The sequence below is a fragment of the Streptomyces sp. NPDC104831 genome, from assembly GCF_055583025.1.
Window position 1 is genome coordinate 1 of the sequence record NZ_JBVJOT010000098.1, and the last position, 18,030, is coordinate 18,030.

General features: G+C 75.1%; 16 protein-coding genes. 10 read left to right on the forward strand and 6 right to left on the reverse strand.

The window, feature by feature from the left end; translation table 11 throughout:
• Positions 1-278: 278 nt before the first annotated feature.
• Positions 279-1,253 carry an acyl-ACP desaturase gene (locus ACZ63H_RS36600; protein WP_469872625.1) on the forward strand — a complete coding sequence of 325 codons (975 nt, stop codon included), beginning with the start codon at positions 279-281 and terminating at the stop codon, positions 1,251-1,253.
• Between the two features lie 25 nt (positions 1,254-1,278).
• On the opposite strand, the gene ACZ63H_RS36605 is transcribed toward ACZ63H_RS36600, so the two are convergent.
• The 3 genes from ACZ63H_RS36605 to ligD form a co-directional block, all read right to left on the reverse strand.
• Positions 1,279-1,524 carry a WhiB family transcriptional regulator gene (locus ACZ63H_RS36605; protein WP_469872627.1) on the reverse strand — a complete coding sequence of 82 codons (246 nt, stop codon included), beginning with the start codon at positions 1,522-1,524 and terminating at the stop codon, positions 1,279-1,281.
• Positions 1,525-1,782: 258 nt separating this feature from the next.
• Entirely contained in the window at positions 1,783-2,859 is a 1,077-nt protein-coding gene (locus ACZ63H_RS36610) for a LacI family DNA-binding transcriptional regulator (protein WP_469872629.1), read from the reverse strand.
• 264 nt (positions 2,860-3,123) lie between these two features.
• Positions 3,124-4,143 carry a non-homologous end-joining DNA ligase gene (gene ligD / locus ACZ63H_RS36615; RefSeq protein WP_469872631.1) on the reverse strand — a complete coding sequence of 340 codons (1,020 nt, stop codon included), beginning with the start codon at positions 4,141-4,143 and terminating at the stop codon, positions 3,124-3,126.
• Positions 4,144-4,216: 73 nt separating this feature from the next.
• On the opposite strand from ligD, the gene ACZ63H_RS36620 reads away from it, so the two are divergent.
• Positions 4,217-5,290: an ATP-dependent DNA ligase gene (locus ACZ63H_RS36620; RefSeq protein WP_469872633.1), complete on the forward strand. Its 1,074-nt coding sequence runs from the start codon at positions 4,217-4,219 to the stop codon at positions 5,288-5,290.
• Positions 5,291-5,327: 37 nt separating this feature from the next.
• Here the strand turns inward: ACZ63H_RS36620 and ACZ63H_RS36625 are convergent, their stop codons facing one another.
• Positions 5,328-6,518: a zinc-dependent alcohol dehydrogenase gene (locus ACZ63H_RS36625; protein WP_469872635.1), complete on the reverse strand. Its 1,191-nt coding sequence runs from the start codon at positions 6,516-6,518 to the stop codon at positions 5,328-5,330.
• Between the two features lie 118 nt (positions 6,519-6,636).
• Entirely contained in the window at positions 6,637-7,101 is a 465-nt protein-coding gene (locus tag ACZ63H_RS36630) for a MarR family winged helix-turn-helix transcriptional regulator (RefSeq protein WP_469872637.1), read from the reverse strand.
• Between the two features lie 185 nt (positions 7,102-7,286).
• On the opposite strand from ACZ63H_RS36630, the gene ACZ63H_RS36635 reads away from it, so the two are divergent.
• The 7 genes from ACZ63H_RS36635 to pcaDC are packed head-to-tail and all read left to right on the forward strand — an operon-like array spanning position 7,287 to position 13,758.
• On the forward strand, positions 7,287-8,042 hold the full coding sequence (locus tag ACZ63H_RS36635) for a CoA transferase subunit A (protein WP_469872639.1): 756 nt from the start codon (positions 7,287-7,289) through the stop codon (positions 8,040-8,042).
• Positions 8,042-8,686: a CoA transferase subunit B gene (locus ACZ63H_RS36640; protein WP_469872641.1), complete on the forward strand. Its 645-nt coding sequence runs from the start codon at positions 8,042-8,044 to the stop codon at positions 8,684-8,686. The genes ACZ63H_RS36635 and ACZ63H_RS36640 overlap by 1 nt, the downstream gene beginning before the upstream one ends.
• Positions 8,683-9,903: a thiolase family protein gene (locus tag ACZ63H_RS36645; protein WP_469872643.1), complete on the forward strand. Its 1,221-nt coding sequence runs from the start codon at positions 8,683-8,685 to the stop codon at positions 9,901-9,903. Before ACZ63H_RS36640 ends, ACZ63H_RS36645 begins: the two co-directional genes overlap by 4 nt.
• Positions 9,904-9,921: 18 nt before the next feature.
• Positions 9,922-10,695: a protocatechuate 3,4-dioxygenase subunit beta gene (gene pcaH, locus ACZ63H_RS36650; RefSeq protein WP_469872644.1), complete on the forward strand. Its 774-nt coding sequence runs from the start codon at positions 9,922-9,924 to the stop codon at positions 10,693-10,695.
• Between the two features lie 5 nt (positions 10,696-10,700).
• A complete protein-coding gene (gene pcaG / locus ACZ63H_RS36655) occupies positions 10,701-11,303 on the forward strand; it encodes a protocatechuate 3,4-dioxygenase subunit alpha (RefSeq protein WP_469872646.1) in 603 nt (200 codons plus the stop codon).
• A complete protein-coding gene (gene pcaB, locus ACZ63H_RS36660; protein WP_469872648.1) occupies positions 11,300-12,640 on the forward strand; it encodes a 3-carboxy-cis,cis-muconate cycloisomerase in 1,341 nt (446 codons plus the stop codon). Before pcaG ends, pcaB begins: the two co-directional genes overlap by 4 nt.
• Positions 12,637-13,758 (forward strand): bifunctional 3-oxoadipate enol-lactonase/4-carboxymuconolactone decarboxylase PcaDC, encoded by a 1,122-nt coding sequence (pcaDC, locus tag ACZ63H_RS36665; RefSeq protein WP_469872650.1) that lies wholly within the window; start codon positions 12,637-12,639, stop codon positions 13,756-13,758. The genes pcaB and pcaDC overlap by 4 nt, the downstream gene beginning before the upstream one ends.
• A gap of 196 nt (positions 13,759-13,954) precedes the next feature.
• Here the strand turns inward: pcaDC and ACZ63H_RS36670 are convergent, their stop codons facing one another.
• Positions 13,955-16,636 carry an ATP-binding protein gene (locus tag ACZ63H_RS36670; RefSeq protein WP_469872652.1) on the reverse strand — a complete coding sequence of 894 codons (2,682 nt, stop codon included), beginning with the start codon at positions 16,634-16,636 and terminating at the stop codon, positions 13,955-13,957.
• A gap of 219 nt (positions 16,637-16,855) precedes the next feature.
• On the opposite strand from ACZ63H_RS36670, the gene ACZ63H_RS36675 reads away from it, so the two are divergent.
• Positions 16,856-17,917 carry a DUF2510 domain-containing protein gene (locus ACZ63H_RS36675; protein WP_469872654.1) on the forward strand — a complete coding sequence of 354 codons (1,062 nt, stop codon included), beginning with the start codon at positions 16,856-16,858 and terminating at the stop codon, positions 17,915-17,917.
• Positions 17,918-18,030: the final 113 nt, after the last annotated feature.

Genomic DNA, 18,030 nt, shown 5'->3' on the forward strand with positions numbered 1-18,030 from the left:
CTCGCCCCCCCCTCCCCCCCCCCCTCCTCCCCCCCCCCCCCCCCCCCTCTCCCCCCCCCCCCCCCCCCCCCCCCCCCCCCCCCCCCCCCCCCCCCCCCCCCCCCCCGGGCCCACGGGACGGCCGGGACGGGCGGGCTGATCAGCGGGTTCTTTACCGCCGCCTTAACCTACGGCTTCGTAACCTACGGGTTCGTAGCCTACGATCACGTAGGTTCCCGGCACCGCTCGCCGGGCCGTCCCCTTCCCCGCCCTCTGTCCGGCGTCCCCCTGGAGTTCCTGTGACGATCACTTCCCCGCACCTCGGCAGCCCGACCGTCTGGACCGACGCACGGCTCCTGTACGCACTGGAGGAAGTGGTCGAGAACGAACTCAACCGGCACCTGAAGGTCGCCAAGGACTGGATGCCGCACGAGTACGTGCCGTGGAGCGACGCCCGCAACTTCCCCGGTCTGTTCGAGGACGGACAGGCCTGGGAGAAGGGCCAGTCGAAGGTCACGGACGTCGGCCGGATCGCCCTCGTGGTCAACCTGCTCACCGAGGACAACCTGCCGAGCTACCACCACGAGATCGCCACGCTGTTCGGCCGCGACGGCGCCTGGGGCACCTGGGTGCACCGCTGGACGGCAGAGGAGGGCCGGCACGGCATCGTGATGCGCGACTACCTGCTGGCCTCGCGCGCGGTGGACCCGGACCAGCTGGAGCGCTTCCGCATGGCGCACATGAGCGAGGGCTTCGAGTCCGACAACCGGCACTCGATGCTGCACTCGATCGCCTACGTCGCCTTCCAGGAGCTGGCCACGCGGATCTCCCACCGCAACACCGGCCACCAGTCCGGCGACCCGGTCTGCGACCGCATGCTGGCCCGCATCGCGACCGACGAGAACCTGCACATGGTGTTCTACCGCAACCTGCTGAAGGCCGCCTTCGAGATCGCCCCCGACCCGACCATGGAGGCGGTCCGCGACGTGGTGGTGAACTTCCGCATGCCCGGCCACGGCATCCCCGGCTTCGAGCGGGCCGCCGCGCAGATGGCGATCGGCGAGGTGTACAACCTGCGCATCCACCACGACGACGTGCTGCAGCCGGTGCTGCGCTTCCTGAAGGTCCTGGAGATCGACGGCCTCGGCCCCGCCGGGCTGCGGGCACAGGAGGAACTCGGTCTGTTCCTGGGCGGGCTGAACGCGGAGGCTTCGAAGTTCGACGAGAAGCTGGCGGCGCGCAAGGCCCGGATGGCGGCGCGCGCCGCGGGCTGACGCCCCGCGCGCGGGCCGGGCCGGGTCAGCGGGCGGCGCGCCGCAGGGCGAGGCGTTCCTTCTCCGACAGGCCGCCCCAGACGCCGAACCGCTCGTCGTGGGCGAGCGCGTACTCCAGGCAGGCCGGACGCAGCTCGCACAGGGCGCAGATGCGCTTCGCCTCGCGCACCGAGCTGCCGGGCTCGGGGAAGAAGAAGTCCGGCCCGGTCTGCGCGCACAGGGCCTGTGCGCGCCAGGTGTCGTCGGCCGGGGTCATGGTGTCGGTGTGCATGGGCAGCAGCCTGCCCGAGACAGAAAAACGTTCGATCAACGCCGGCTCAACGGCGGCCCCCGGGCCGCCGGCCGCCCCGATGATGCCCCTTCGGTCCCGGCGCGCGCACGGCGGCGCGCGGGGCCGGTGTGAGAACCCGGGAACCCCGGAGCGCCCGGGTCACCCGGGTCACCCGGGTCACCCGGGTCACCCGGGTCACCCGGGTCACCCGGGATCGGATGGTCACCTGGGGTGCGGGCGGACCGGGCCACGCGCGGCTCACGCGGAGGCGCGGCGCACCAGGGTGGTCGGCAGGATCACGCTCCTGGCCGCCGCGCCGGGGGCACCGGCCGTCGTACGCTCCCGGTCCCGGGCCCCGGACAGGTCCTCCAGCAGCAGGCGGGCCATCAGCCGGCCCATGCCCTCGATGTCCTGGCGCACCGTCGTCAGCGGCGGGTCGGTCTGCTCGGCGACCGGCGCCATGTCGTCGAAGCCGGCCACCGCCACGTCCTCGGGCACGCGCCTGCCGTGCTCGCGCAGCACCCGCAGGGCGCCGAGCGCGGTGAGGTCGTTCGCGGCGAACACGGCGTCCACGTCAGGGCAGCGGTCGAGGAGTTCGCGCATCGCGCGTTCTCCGCCGGCCGGGGTGAAGTCGCTCTCCACGACCAGCCGGGGATCACCGGCGCCGGGCACCCCGGCGAGGGCGTCCCGGTAGCCGTCGAGCCGGTCCACCGCCGAGGTCTGGTCCAGCGCCCCGGTGAGGTGGGCGACCCGCCGGCGGCCGAGGTCCAGCAGATGCCGTACCGCCGCGCGGGCCCCGCCCCGGTTGTCGCAGTCGACGTAGACCACGCCGGGGTCCTCGGCCCCGGGGCCGGTGCCCCAGTGCGGGCGCCCGCCGAACACGGTGGGCACGCCCGCGTCGCGTATGAGGCCGGGCAGCGGGTCGTCCAGGTGCAGGGAGAAGACGAGCGCGCCGTCGACATGGTTGCCGGCGAGGTAGCGGGCCACGCGCGCGTGGTCGGCGCGGCCCTCGGTGAGCAGCAGCACCAGCTGGTTGTCGTGCGCGGTCAGCTCCTTGCTGATGCCGCGCAGCTGGAGGGCGAAGAAGGGGTCGGCGAAGACCCGGGTACCGGGTTCGGCGATGACGACCGCGACGGCGTCGTGGCGGCGGGTGACCAGGCTGCGCGCGGCCTGGTTGGGGACGTAGCCCAGTTCCTCCACGGCCCGCCGGACCCGCTCGGCCAGCGGCTCGCGGACCCCGTCACCGCCGTTGACCACCCGGGACACGGTGGCCCGGGACACCCCGGCCCGCGCGGCCACGGCCTCCAGGGTGGGACGCGACACTGCCTCGGTCACTTCGGGACACTCCTCGTCGGCGGCTGGCGCTCAGGATAGCCGCGGGGTGCCGCCCGGGCCGGTGCCGCGGCGCTCCGCCTCCCGGTGCGCGTCCCGGGCGAGGGCGAGGTCCTGCCGGGGCGGCCCGGCCGGGGCGTGCACCGCGCGCTGCCGGTCGGACCGCGTACCGCGCGGACGCCGGCGAGGGGGCGCCCGGGGCGGCCCGGGCCGGCACACGGATCGTTCCGCCACGGCCCCTCGGGGGGGCCGGGAGGCGGGGGCGGCTCAGTCCGGCGACGCGCGGCGGGCCCGGCTCGGCTGGACGCGGGTGGGCTCGCCGGGCATCTTCGGGTACTCCGGCGGGTACGGCAGGTCGCCCAGGCCGTGGTCGTGCTCGTCGCGGCGGGCCAGTTCCAGCAGCGCGTCCAGGGAGTAGGCGTGGTCGTCCATGTCGGCGTGCACGTCGCCGAGTTCGGCGAACCGGGCCGGCATGGTGGCGAGATCGAAGTCGCGGGGGTGGGCGACGCCGACCTCCTCCCAGCGCAGGGGGGCCGAGACGGGGGCGTGCGGGCGGGGGCGCACCGAATAGGCGGAGGCGATGGTGCGGTCCCGTGCCGTCTGGTTGTAGTCGAGGAAGATGCGGCGCCCGCGCTCCTCCTTCCACCACTTGATGGTGACGTGCTCGGGCATCCGGCGTTCCATCTCCCGGCCGACCGCGATCGCCGCGCGGCGCACCTGGGTGAAGGTCCAGCGGGGCTCGATGGGGACGAAGACGTGCAGGCCCCGGCCGCCGGAGGTCTTCGGCCAGCCGCGCAGTGCCCCGAACTCGTCCAGCACCGCGCGCAGTTCACCGGCGGCGCGGGCCGCGTCGGCGTAGTCGGTGCCGGGCTGCGGGTCGAGGTCGATACGGAGTTCGTCGGGGTGGTCGACGTCGGTGGCGCGGACCGGCCAGGGGTGGAAGGTGAGGGTGCCGTACTGGGCGGCCCACACCACGGCGGCCTCCTCGGTGGGGCACATCTCGTCGGCGCTGCGCCCGCTGGGGAAGGTGATGTGGGCGGTCGGGATCCAGTCGGGCATGCCCTTGGGGGCCCGCTTCTGGAAGAACCACTCGCCGCCGACGCCGTCCGGGTAGCGCTCCAGGGTGGTGGGGCGCTCGCGCAGGGCGCGCAGGATGCCGGGGGCGACCGAGGCGTAGTACCGGGCGAGGTCCAGCTTGGTGAAGCCCCGCTCCGGGAAGAACACCTTGTCCGGGCTGGACAGCCGTACGGTCCGGCCGCCCACCTCCAGTTCCACCGCATCGCCCATGCGGCCACCGTAGGCGCGTCCCGCACACCTCGCACACCGGGCGAAGCCGTACGCGTGCGAGCAGAATCGGAGCATGGATCTGCCCGTCATGCCGCCCGTGAAGCCGATGCTCGCCAAGTCGGTGGCGAAGATCCCGCCGGGGATGCACTACGAGGCGAAGTGGGACGGCTTCCGGTCGATCGTGTTCCGCGACGGGGCCGAGGTCGAACTGGGCAGCCGCACCGGGAAGCCGCTGACCAGGTACTTCCCCGAGCTGGTGGAGGCGCTGCGGGAGCGGGTGCCCGAGCGGTGCGTGCTGGACGGGGAGATCGTGATCGCGCGCGGCGGGCGGCTGGACTTCGACGCGCTGACCGAGCGCATCCACCCGGCGGCCTCCCGGGTGCGGATGCTGGCCGAGAAGAACCCGGCGTCCTTCGTCGCCTTCGACCTGCTGGCCCTGGACGACCACGCCCTGCTCGACGTGCCCCTCACCGACCGCCGTGCCCTGCTGGACCGGGCCCTCGCGGACGCGACCCCGCCGGTGCACGTGGCCCCCTCGACGGCCGACATCGAGGTGGCCCGGCGGTGGTTCGAGCAGTTCGAGGGCGCCGGGCTGGACGGGGTCGTGGCCAAGCCGCCGGGCCTGCGCTATCTCCAGGACGAGCGGGCCATGTTCAAGGTCAAGCACGAGCGGACGGCGGACGTGGTGGTCGCCGGGTACCGCCTGCACAAGAGCGGCCCGGTGGTGGGCTCGCTGCTGCTCGGGCTGTACGACGAGCGGGGCCGGCTCCAGCATGTCGGCGTGTCGGCCGCGTTCTCCATGAAGAGGCGCGCCGAACTGGTCGAGGAGCTGCGGCCGCTGCGGATGGACGACGTCTCGGGGCACCCGTGGGCCGCCTGGGCGGACGAGGCCGCGCACGAGACGGCCCGGCTGCCGGGCGCGCCGAGCCGCTGGTCCGGGAAGAAGGACCTGTCCTGGGTGCCGCTGCGGCCGGAGCGGGTGGCCGAGGTGGCCTACGACCACATGGAGAACGGGCAGCGGTTCCGGCACACGGCCCGCTTCCGACGCTGGCGCCCGGACCGTACGCCGGACAGCTGCACCTACGCCCAGCTGGAGGAGCCGGTGCGCTACGACCTGGCCGAGGTGCTCGGCGAGAAGGGCGGCTGAGCGACGGCGACCGGTGCGCCGGCGGGGCCGGTGCGCGCTACGGCCGCATGAGGACCTTGACGGCGCCGTCCTGCTTGCGCTGGAACATCTCGTACGCCTGCGGGGCCTGTGCCAGCGGCACCCGGTGCGTGGCGAAGTCGTCGACGCCGAGCGGGTCCTCGTCCGTCAGGTAGGGGATGATCCGGTCCGTCCAGCGGCGGACGTTGGCCTGGCCCATGCGGAGCTGGATCTGCTTGTCGAAGAGGGTGAGCATCGGCATCGGGTCGGCCATGCCGCCGTAGACGCCGCTCAGCGAGAGGGTGCCGCCGCGCCGGACCAGGTCGATCGCCATGTACAGCGCGCCGAGGCGGTCGACGCTGAAGCGTTCGGCGAGCGGACCGCTGAGCTTGCGGGGCATCATCGAGGTCGCCGTCTGGGCGAGCTTGGCGGCGGCGCTGCCGTGCGCCTCGGTGCCGACGGCGTCGATCACGGCGTCCGGGCCCCGGCCGCCGGTCGCGTCCCGGATGGCGTGGACCAGCGCCTTCTCGTCGTCGAAGGCCCTGAGGTCGTACGTCTCGACCCCGCGCCGCTGTGCCCGGGCCAGCCGCTCGGGCACCAAGTCGACCCCGAAGACCCGCTCGGCGCCGCGCGCCCTGGCGATCCGGCAGGCCATGTCGCCGATCGGGCCGAGGCCGAGGACCGCGAGGGTGCCGCCGGGTGGGACGGCGGCGTACTCGACGGCCTGCCAGGCGGTGGGCAGCACGTCGGAGAGGTAGACGAACCGGTCGTCCGGCGGGCCCTCGGGGACCTTGACCGGGCCGAACTGCGCCTGCGGGACCCGCAGGTACTCGGCCTGGCCGCCGGGCACGGCGCCGTACAGGCGGGTGTAGCCGAACAGGGCGGCGCCCATGCCCTCGCCGGTCACCTGGGTGGTCTCGCACTGGGTGGGCAGGCCCGTGTCGCACATGAAGCAGTGCCCGCAGGCGATCTGGAACGGCACCACGACCCGGTCGCCGGGCCGCAGGTCCGGCACCTCGGGGCCGACCTCCTCCACGATGCCCATGGGCTCGTGGCCGAGGATGTCACCCGGGGTCATGAACGGGGTGAGCACCTCGTACAGGTGCAGGTCGGACCCGCACAGTCCACTGGATGTCACGCGGATGACGGCGTCCGTGGGTTCCTCGATCCGCGGGTCGGGCACGTCCTCGACCCGGACGTCGCGCCTTCCCTGCCAGGTGACTGCCTTCATGCGTCGCACTCCCTCGGTCACATACCGCCTCGTCCGTGGGCGTGGCGGCCGGGTACCCGTGCGGACCGGCGCCGAACCGGACGGGTGAGGGCGGCGGCCGTCGGCGGGGGCGGCGCGGTCAGCCCTGGGCGGCCAGGGGCTCGGCCGGGTTGCGCAGGTCCTCGGCCGCGTCGGCGACCCGGCGGAGCAGGTCGAAGAACAGGCCCTGCTCCTCGGCGGACAGCGGGGCGAGGAACACCTGGTTCATCCGGGCGGTGCGCACGGACAGCCTGCGGTGGGTGCGCGCGCCCTCGTCGGTGAGGCGGAGCAGGAAGCGCCGGCCGTCGCGCGGGTCGCGCACCTTGTGCAGCAGTCCCCGGCGGTCGAGGCGGCTGATCACCTCGGCGATCGTGGAGCGGTCGAGGCCCACCCGCTCCCCCACGGTCCGCTGGTCGAGTCCGGGCTCGGCGACGAGCGCGTTCATGACCGCGAACTGCGGCGAGGTGATCTCCTCGGAGACCATCGTGTTCCACAGCAGGTAGTGCGCCTGCTGGAGCCGCCGGGCGAGGTGCCCGGGATGGGTGGCGAGGTCCACCGCGGCCATGTGCGCTCCCCTGATCGATTCGTTGGTGCACTGAACGATACCCGCCGCCGGACCGGTCGTCCTGTTGTGCCTGGTGGGGAAAAACCAGGTCTTGACGGCGTACGTCTCCGATGGCAGCGTGAGCCGCACCTCAGCCAAATACTCAGTGCCCTGACTATCTGGGCCGGAGAGACGGAGCTTCACGGATGGACAAGGTGGTGGCCGGCGCCGTCGAGGCGGTGGCCGATGTCCCGGACGGCGCGTCCCTCGCCGTCGGCGGGTTCGGGCTCAGCGGTGTGCCGAACGTGCTGATCCAGGCGCTGTACGAGCGCGGGGTCGGCGCACTGAGCGTGGTGTCGAACAACTGCGGGGCGATGGAGTCCGGGCTGGCGGTGCTGCTGGCCGCGGGCCGGATATCCCGGGTGACCGGCTCGTACATCGGCGGCAACAAGGAGTTCGCCCGCCAGTATCTGGCCGGTGAGCTGGAGCTGGAGCTGATTCCGCAGGGCACGCTGGCCGAGCGGCTGCGCGCGGGCGGCGCCGGCATCCCCGCCTTCTACACCCCGGCCGGCGTCGGCACCCAGGTCGCCGAGGGCGGACTGCCCTGGCGCTACGACGGCTCGGGCGGGGTCGCGCTGGCCTCGCCGCCGAAGGAGGTGCGGGAGTTCGACGGTGTGCAGTACGTGCTGGAGCGGGGCATCCGCACCGACTTCGCGCTGGTCAGGGCCGCGCGCGGGGACCGGCACGGCAACCTGGTGTTCCGCAGGTCGGCCCGCAACTTCAACCCGCTGGCCGCGATGGCCGGCCGGATCACCATCGCCGAGGTGGAGGAGCTGGTCGAGCCCGGCGTACTCGATCCGGACGCGGTGCACGTTCCGGGCGTCTTCGTGCAGCGGGTGGTGCCGCTCACCCCCAAGCAGGCGGCGGACAAGCGGATCGAGTTCCGGACGGTGAGCGGCTGATGGCCTGGACACGCGAGGAGATGGCCGCCCGCGCGGCGCGCGAGCTGCGGGACGGGCAGTACGTGAACCTGGGGATCGGGCTGCCGACGCTGATCCCGAACCATCTGCCCGAGGGCGTGGAGGTGGTCCTGGAGTCGGAGAACGGCATTCTGGGCACGGGTCCGTACCCCGCGGAGGACCAGGTCGATCCCGATCTGATCAACGCGGGCAAGGAGACCGTGACGGTGCTGCCGGGCGCTTCCTTCTTCGACTCGGCGCTGTCGTTCGCGATGATCCGGGGCGGGCACATCGACGTGGCCGTGCTCGGCGCGATGCAGGTGTCCGCCCGGGGCGACCTGGCCAACTGGGCGGTGCCCGGGAAGCTGGTGACCGGGATCGGGGGCGCGATGGACCTGGTGCACGGCGCCCGGCAGGTGATCGTGGTGATGACGCACACCGCGAAGGACGGCTCGGCGAAGATCCTCAAGGAGTGCACGCTGCCGCTCACCGGCAAGGGGTGTGTGAACCGGGTCATCACGGACCTGGCGGTCCTGGACGTCACCGAGGACGGGCTGACGCTCGTCGAGACCGCGCCGGGCGTGAGCGTGGACGAGGTCATCGCCCGGACCGACGCGGAACTGACCATTGCGGGGAGTCTGCTGTGAACGGTGCTCACACGCCCAAGCCCGTGTACGTCGTCGATGCCGTCCGCACCCCGTTCGGCCGGTACAACGGCTCCCTGGCCGCCGTCCGCCCCGACGACCTGGCCGCCCACACCCTCCGCGCGCTCCTCGCCCGCACCCCGGACCTGGACCCGGCCCGGATCGACGACGTCTACCTCGGCAACGCCAACGGCGCCGGCGAGGAGAACCGCAACGTCGCCCGGATGGCCGCGCTGCTCGCCGGGCTGCCGACCTCCGTGCCCGGCGTGACCGTGAACCGGCTGTGCGCCTCCGGCCTGGAGGCGGTGGTCCAGGCCGCCCGCGCCATCGCCCTGGGCGACGCGTCCCTCGCCGTGGCGGGCGGGGTGGAGTCCATGACCCGGGCGCCGTACGTCCTGCCGAAGGCGGACAGCCCGTTCCCGGCCGCCCACACCGAGCTGTACTCGACCACGCTCGGCTGGCGCATGGTCAACTCCCGGATGGACCCGCAGTGGACCATCCCGCTGGGCGAGAGCGCCGAAAGGATCGCCGACAAGCACGGCATCACCCGCGAGCGGCAGGACGAGTTCGCCCTCGCCTCCCACCGCAAGGCCGCCGCCGCTCAGGAGCGGGGTCTCTTCGACGCCGAGCTGGCGCCCGTCCCCGTCCCGCGGCGCAAGGCCGAGCCGGTGGACTTCGCCGCCGACGAGTGCGTACGGCCGGACGCCTCCCTCGCCGCCATGGCGAAGCTGAAGCCCGCCTTCCGCGCCGAGGGCGGCACCGTCACCGCGGGCAACGCCTCCCCCCTGAACGACGGCGCCGCGGCCCTGCTCCTCGCCGACGAGGAGGGCCTGCGGGCCACCGGCCGGGAGCCGCTGGCCCGGATCAGCGCGACCGGGCTGTCGGCGACCGACCCGCAGTACTTCGGGCTGGCGCCCGTGGAGGCCGTCAACCGGGCCCTCGCCAAGGCCGGCAAGGGCTTCGGCGACCTGTCGGTCCTGGAACTGAACGAGGCGTTCGCCGCGCAGGTGCTCGGCTGCCTCGCCGAATGGCCGGAGTTCGACCCGGCCGTCCTCAACCCCCGGGGCGGGGCCATCGCGCTCGGCCATCCGCTCGGCGCCTCCGGGGCCCGGCTCGCCGGGACCGTCGCCCACCAGCTCGCCCGCCGCGGCTCCGGCACCGGCGTGGCCACCCTCTGCATCGGCGTGGGCCAGGGCCTCGCCCTGGTCCTCGAACGATAAGGAAGCGTCAGGAACACCATGGCTCTCACCCAGCAGGACATCGATCAGGAGATCGCCGCCGAACGCGCCGCGTACGACAAGCGCGTCGCCGGCGGAGCGCCCGTCGAGCACCATCCGCGCCGCGACTACGCGCCGTACCGTTCCTCCGTGCTGCGCCACCCGAAGCAGCCCCTGGTGGCGATCGACACGCGTCACGACCCGGAGCTGGTGGAACTGCGCTCCCCCGCCTTCGGGGAGCGTGACATCACCGAGGTCGACAACGACCTCACACGGCAGCACACCGGGGAGCCGCTCGGCGAGCGCATCACGGTCTCCGGGCGGCTGCTGGACCGCGCCGGGCGGCCGGTCCGCGGTCAGCTGGTCGAGATCTGGCAGGCCAACTCGGCCGGCCGCTACGCCCATCAGCGCGAACAGCACGACGCGCCGCTGGACCCGAACTTCACCGGGTTCGGCCGCACCCTCACCGACGCCGACGGCCGCTACCGCTTCACCACCATCCAGCCGGGCCCCTACCCCTGGCGCAACCACGTGAACGCCTGGCGCCCGGCCCACATCCACTTCTCGGTGTTCGGCACGGCGTTCACCCAGCGGCTGGTGACCCAGATGTACTTCCCGAACGACCCGCTGTTCCCGTACGACCCGATCCTGCAGTCGGTGACGGACGACGCGGCCCGGCAGCGGCTGGTCGCCACCTACGACCACGCCCTGTCGGTGCCCGAGTTCTCCCTCGGCTACCACTGGGACATCGTGCTGGACGGCCCGGCCGCCACCTGGACCGAAGAAGGACGCTGACCGCCATGACGATCATCGACCCGAGCAGCCCGGAGCGGGTGCTGCCCACCCCGTCCCACACGGTCGGCCCGTTCTACGGCTACGCGCTGCCGTTCCGCGGCGGCGAGGAGATCGCCCCGCTCGGCCACCCGGACACGGTCACCGTGCACGGCTACGTCCTCGACGGCGCCGGCGAGCCGCTGCCCGACGCGCTGATCGAACTATGGGGCCCGCGCCCGGACGGCACGGTGCCGCGGGTGGACGGCTCGCTGCGCCGCGACCCGGCCACGGGCGGCTTCCTGGGGCGCAACGGCGTGGAGTTCACCGGCTGGGGACGGATCCAGACGGACGCCGACGGCCACTGGTACGCGCGTACGCTGCGCCCCGGCGCGCGCGGGCGCAACGCACCGTACCTCGGCGTCTGCGTCTTCGCGCGCGGCCTGCTGGTCCACCTGTTCACCCGGATCTACCTGCCGGGCGACGACGCGGCGCTGGCCGCCGACCCGCTGCTGGCCCGGGTGGGCGAGCGGCGCGACACGCTGATCGCGGGCGACGAGGGGAACGGCACCTACCGTTTCGACATCCGCCTTCAGGGCGAAGGCGAGACGGTCTTCCTGGAGTTCCAGTGACATCCGAGTCCTCATCCTGTGCCGACACCGGCCTGCTGGACCCCGGCCGGGGGGCGGCGGGCGCCGCGTCCGGGACCGGCGATCCCGCGTACCTGCGGGCACTGCTCGACGCCGAGGCCGCGCTGACCCGGGCGCAGGCCGCGCTGGGGCTCGCCCCGGCCGGGGCCGCCGCGGCGGTGACCGAGGCCGCCGACCCGGCCCGGTTCGACCTGCCCTCCCTGGCCGCCCGTGCCGCCGGCGGCGGCAACCCGGTCATCCCGCTGGCCGCCGACCTGACCGCGGCGGTCGGCGCGGAGTACGGCCCCTATGTACACCGGGGCGCGACCAGCCAGGACATCATGGACACGGCGACGATGCTGGTCGCCGTGCGCGCCCTCGGCCCGGTCCTGGCCGACCTCGGGCGTACGGAGCGGGCACTGGCCCGCCTCGCCGCCGGGCACCGGGACACCGTGCTGCCGGGCCGGACGCTCACCCAGCACGCCGTACCGACCACGTTCGGGCTGAAGGCGGCCGGCTGGCGGGCGCTGGTCCTGGACGCGCGCGACCGCGTCGCCCGGGTCCGCGGCTCGCTCCCCGCCCAGCTCGGCGGGGCCGCCGGCACCCTGGCGGCCTTCCGGGCGTACGGCGCCCCGGACCCGGCCGCGCTGACGGAGGCGTACGCCCGTGAACTCGGCCTCGCCGCCCCGGCGCTGCCGTGGCACACGCTGCGCACGCCGATCGCGGACCTGGCCGGGTGCCTGGCCTTCACGGCGGGCGCGCTGGGCAAGCTCGCCGTGGACGTGCTGACGCTGTCGCGCACCGAGACCGGCGAGGTGGGCGAGGGCAGCGGCGGCAACTCGTCCGCCATGCCGCACAAGGCGAACCCCGTGCGCGCCACCCTCCTCGCGTCCGCCGCCCGGCGCGCTCCCCAGCTCGCGGCGACGCTGTACGGCTCCCTGGCCGCCGAGGACGAGCGGCCGGCCGGCGCCTGGCACGCCGAGTGGGAGCCGCTGCGCGATCTGCTCCGGCTGGTGGGCGGCGCGGCCGGGCACGCGGCGGAGCTGGCCGAGGGGCTGCGCGTGCACCCGGACGCGATGCGCCGAAACCTCTCCCGCACCCGGGGACTGATCGTCTCCGAGCGGCTGACCGCCCTCCTCGCGCCCGTCCTCGGCCGGGCGAGGGCCGGGGAGCTGCTGACCGAACTGGCCCGCCGCGCCCAGGCCGAGGACCGCACGCTGCGGGAACTCCTCGGCGAACAGGAGGAGTTGGCCGGCCTGGACCTGGACGAGGCGACCGACCCCGCCCGCTACACCGGCTTCGCCGGACCGCTCACCGACCGTGCTCTGGAGCGACGTTGACCGTGACCCTGCTCAACCACCGCGCCGAAGGCCCCGCTTCCGCGCCGCCGCTGCTGCTCGGCCCCTCGCTCGGCACCTCGCTGGCCCTGTGGGACCGGGTGGCGCCCGAGCTGTCCGCGAGCCACCGGGTGGTCCGCTGGGACCTGCCGGGACACGGGGGGTCGGCGGCGGACCTGATCGGGCCGGGCGCGACCGTGGGCGACCTGGCCGCGCTGGTCCTGGCGCTGGCCGACGCCCTCGGCATCGACCGGTTCGCCTACGCGGGCGTGTCCCTGGGCGGCGCGGTCGGCCTGCACCTGGCCGTCCACCACCCCGAGCGGCTGACGTCGCTGGCGCTGCTGTGCTCCTCGGCCCACTTCGGCGGGGCGGCGCCCTGGCGGGAGCGGGCCGGGCGGGTGCGCCGCGAGGGCCTCGGATGGCTGGTGGAGAGCGCCGACGCGCGCTGGTTCACCCCCGGGTTCAGCGTGCCGGAACTGGTCCGGGACCACCGGTCTGCCGACCCGGAGGCGTACGCGGCCTGCTGCGACGCGCTCGCCGCGTTCGACCTGCGCGACCGGCTCGACCGGATCGCCGTACCGACGCTCCTCGTGGCCGGCCGGGAGGATCCCGCGACCCCGCCCGCGCACCTGCGGGAGATCGCGGACGCGGTGCCGGGGGCGGCGCTGGTGGAGCTGCCCGGGGCCTCCCACCTGGCCCCGGCCGAGGTCCCCCGGGCCGTGCTGGCGGCGCTGCGCACCCAGCTGGACGGGCCGCCGGCGAGCGGGCTGGCGGTGCGCCGGCAGGTGCTCGGCGACGCCCACGTGGACCGGGCACAGGCCCGGCAGACCCCGTTCACCGCCCGGTTCCAGGACTTCATCTCCCGCTACGCCTGGGGGGAGATCTGGACCGACCCGACGCTGTCGCGCCGCGAGCGCAGCATGATCACGCTGACGGCGCTGGTCGCGCACGGCCACTACGACGAGCTGGCGATGCACGTCCGGGCGGCGCGCCGGAACGGGCTGTCGCCGGAGGAGATCGGCGCGGTGCTGCTGCAGACGGCCGTGTACTGCGGGGTGCCGGCGGCCAACTCGGCGTTCGCGGCGGCCCAGCGGGTGCTCGCCGAGGAGGAGACCGCCTGAGCGGCGCCGGAAGCGGCCCCGTCGGTCCCGGCAGCGGCGCGTGGCCGGGGCGCCGGTGCGCCCGGGCCGGCGGCATGTCCACCGGCCCGGCGTGCCGAGCGGCGGCGCCGACGGCCGCACGCCGCGCCCGGCCGCCGGTGCGGCACCGGCGGACGGCGCTCACCGGTGGTCGCCGGAGCGCCGGACCGGGCGCGGCTCAGCGCGGATCCGGCCCTGACGCCAGCGCCTGGCGGGCCTTGGCCGCCAGGCCGTCCGCGCCGCACAGCAGGGCGAGGTCCAGGCCCCGGGTGAGGTCCGGGGCCGAGCCGGCGGCGATGCCGTACTCGACCCGGGCCGCCGCGTGCTCGTACTGGCAGGGCGAGGCCTCCAGGTAGGCCACGGCCCGGGCGGCGAGCCGTACCGCGCGCTGGCCCGTCTCCAGCGCGGCGGCGCAGCGCAGTGCCTCGCCGATGGCGGTGTCCGTGCCGAACCGTTCGGCCTGCTTGCGGGCGTCGGCGGCGAGCCGGGTGGCGCGGGCCGGGTCCGAGGCGGCGAGGGCCCGGGCGAGTTCGACGGACCAGGGCGCGAGGACCGGGTTGTGCCCGCCGCGGGAGGCGGCGGTCTTCTCGGCGGCCTCCAGTTCGCCGACGCCCTCGGCGGTGCGGCCGACGGCGAGCAGCAGCCGGCCGCGCACCGAGCGGATGTCGGGCAGCACGATGGTGGACGGGTACGGCGGCGCGAAGCCGTACTGCCCGGCCACCGACCAGGCCTCCTCGACGTGGCCGCGGGCGAGCAGCGTGTCGACCAGCCCGCAGGTGGCCGACCAGTACAGCGGCAGCCGGCGGCCGACGCGTTCGGCGAGGCGCACGGCCTCGCGCAGGGTGGACTCGGCGTCGGGCAGCCGGCCCTGTCTGCGGTAGGCGAGGCCGAGGAAGGCGTTGGCCAGGGAGAGGTGGACGCCGCGCCAGCCGGCCGAGGTGTAGACGCGCCGGGCCTCGGAGAACAGGCTCTCGGCGCGGTCGAGCCGGTCGGCGTAGGCGTACGCGCTGCCGAGCATCATCAGCAGTTCCATGCCCCACTCGGGGTCGGTCCAGCCGAGGCCGGGCGCGAGGCGGCCGTTGACGAGGGCGCGGTCGCACAGGTCGACGACCGCGTCGGCGCTCTCGCCGTGGGCCATGGCGTCGAAGGCGCGCAGGACGAGCAGGGCGCGTTCGGCGTTGTCACGGCCGGTGCAGGTGCCCGCGAGTTCGGCGAGGCGCCGGGAGCGGTCCGGGGCGACGGTCTCGCCGTGGATGCCCTCCCACATGAACTGGAACGCCTGGAGCCGCAGCCGGCCCGGCCCGGGCGGGTGCCGGGCGGCCTCGGTGCCGACCGTGCGGACGGCCTCCTCCAGCCGGTCGCTGTGCAGCAGGGCCTGGGAGAGGCGGACGACGGCTTGCACCCGGTCGTCCGCGTCGAGGCCGGGCATGCCGAGCGCGCTGCGCAACTGGTCGATGGAGGAGGCGGGGTCGGTCAGCAGGGTGGCGCAGCCCAGTTCGTACAGCACGTGCGCGTGCGCCTCGGGACGGGGCGGTTCCCTGAGCGCGCGTTCCAGGCAGCGGCGGGCCGCGTCCGGGGCGCCGACGGCGAGGTGTTCGCGGGCGGCCTGGCGCAGTTGCCCGACGAGTTCCTCGTCCTCGTCCGGGTGCACCTTCAGCAGGTGCCGGGCGGCCTCGGCGGCGCCGCGGTCCAGCTCGGTGATGATCTGCGCGGCGACGCCGTGCATGGCGGTGCACACGCCGGAGGGGATGGACTGGTAGACGGCGGTGGCGATGAGCGGGTGGACGAACTCCAGCTCGCCCGCCTCCGGTTCGCCGTCGGCCGGCCGGGGGCGGGTGAGGATGCGGGCGGCGCACAGGACGTCGGCGCACTCGCGGGCGAGGTCGTCGTCCATGGTGGCGAGGCGGGCGACCATGTCGAGGGTGATGCCGGTGCCGAGGATCGCGGCGGCCCAGGCGAACCGGGTGGCCTCCAGGCCGAGGCTCCGGATGCGGTCGACCAGTCCGCCGCCGCGGGCCGCGTGGTTGAGCCGGCGCAGCTCCCCGGCGTGCGCCTCGACCGGCCGCAGTTCGCTGTCGTGCACCTTGGCGAGGAGTTCGACGGTCTCGTAGGGGTTGCCGCCGGTGACCGCCCAGACCTCGCGGCAGAAGGCGTCGTCGGCGTGCGGGCCGAGGGTGGCGCGGGTGAGGCCGGCGGTGGCGTCCGGGGTGAGGGCGGCGAGGTCGTTGACCGGCCGGCCCGCGGCGGCGGCGACCGCGTCGAGATGGCGGGCGCCGACCCCGCCGGTCCGGTCGGGCCTGCGGGCGACCACGACGAGGACGGGCACGTCGGCCAGGCGCTCGGCGAACGCGGCGAGCCAGCGCAGGGTCTCCGGGTCGGCCCAGTGGGCGTCGTCGAGGAGCAGCACCAGCGGCCAGGCGCGGCGGGCGATGCGGCGTACGGCGGAGACGAGCCCGTCACGGACGTAGTAGGGGTCGGCCTTGTCCGCGCGCGGCCGGGTTATGCCGAGGGCGGGACCGGCGATCTCGCGCCAGTCGCCGAGGTAGTCGCGGGCCTCCTCGTCCGGGAGGGACAGCAGCGCGGGCTGGAGCAGTTGCCGCAGTACGTGGAACGGGACGGACCTGAGGGTCTCGGCGCCGCGGGCGGACCAGACGGCGCAGCCGCGGCGCTCGGCCATGCGGCGGATCTCGGCCAGCAGCGCGGTCTTGCCGAGTCCGGCCTTGCCGCGGAAGACCAGCAGGCCGCCCGCGGAGTTCCGGTCGGCGCACAGGGCGTCGAGCGCCGCCACGACGGTGGCGATCTCGGTGTCCCGCTCCCACAGGGGTGCCGAGCCGGCCGCCGATGGCCGTCCGTCCGTCATCCGTTCCCTCCCCAGGCCGCCCGCGTGACGCACCGGCACCGAGCGTAGCCGTCCGGCGGGGCCCCGCGGGGGTGGTCGGGGCAGGTGCTGCCCGGCCGGGTGAAAGGCGGTACGCACGGACGACACCGGCGTGGGGTCACCGGTGGTTTGCCCCGGTTCGCACGAAGCGGCGGCGGATCCTCTCATCCCTCTTTCACCGTCACCTCATACCGTGGGGGCATGACGCAGGCGACTCCTCCCGGGTGGTACCCCGACCCCGGGCAGACGAACGACGGCCCGCCCACCGAGCGCTGGTGGGACGGCACGGCCTGGACGGACCGGACCCGCCCGGCGGGCGCGGCCGCCCCGTGGGGTCCCCCGGCACCGCAGGCGGCGCGGCCGGGCGCCCCGGCTCCAGGGGAGTACGGCGCACACCCGGGCCACCCCGCGTACCCGGCGCCGCCGCCGGCCCGGTCCCGGGGCGGGCTGCGCACCGGGATAGCCGTGGCGGTGACGGCCGCGGTACTGGCGAGCATCGGGGTCGGCGTGTACGCCCTCGCCAAGGACGACGGCGGCGGCGACCGCGCGGGCTCCCGGCAGGGGCAGGGGCAGGGCCCGGGCGGCGGGTCCGGGGACTCCGGGGGTTCCGGCGGGTTCGGCGGACCCGGCGGACCCGGCGGGTCCGGCGGGCCGGACGGACCCGGCGGCAACGGTGGGTCCGGCGGCGAGTCGCCGTCCCCGGGGCCCTCCGGGCCGCCGGAGGTGAAGGGCGGCGGCACGGTGCCGGACCCGGTCAACGGGATCAGCCTGCCGGTGCCCGAGGGCTGGACCGGCCAGACGATGAGCGCGGGCGCCCAGGTGACCTCCGAGGACACCTACAAGTGCCCCGGCGACACGACGCAGACCTGCACGGCGGGCGGTGCGTACACGGCTCCCGCGGCGGTGCTGCGGATCAAGGGGGACACCGCCGAGGAGGTCGCGAAGGCGGACATCGCGGCCAACGCCAAGGAGTCCTACGGCGGCACCACCTACGGCGGCATCACCTCGCACGAGGTGCTGGCCAGCGAGGCGGTGACGGTGGCCGGGCAGAAGGGTTACCTGGTGCGCTGGAAGGCGGTCACCCGCAAGGGCGCGGACGGCTACGTCCAGTCCGTCGCCTTCCCCTCCCCCGACGACCCGGACCGGATCGTCGTGGTCCGCTTCGGCCTGGACGTCGGCCGGGAGCCGTCCGTCATCGACCGGATCGTGAAGGGGATCAAGGTCTCGTCCGCCACCGGCACGGGCGACGGACAGGCCGTGTAGCCGCCGCCCGGGCCGGGCATGGTGGGGAGTGCCGGGGCTGGGGCGGGGCGGCGGGAGGGGGTGGCTGGCGGGTGGGGAGGAGGGGGTTGTGGGTGGCGGCACCACGCGATATG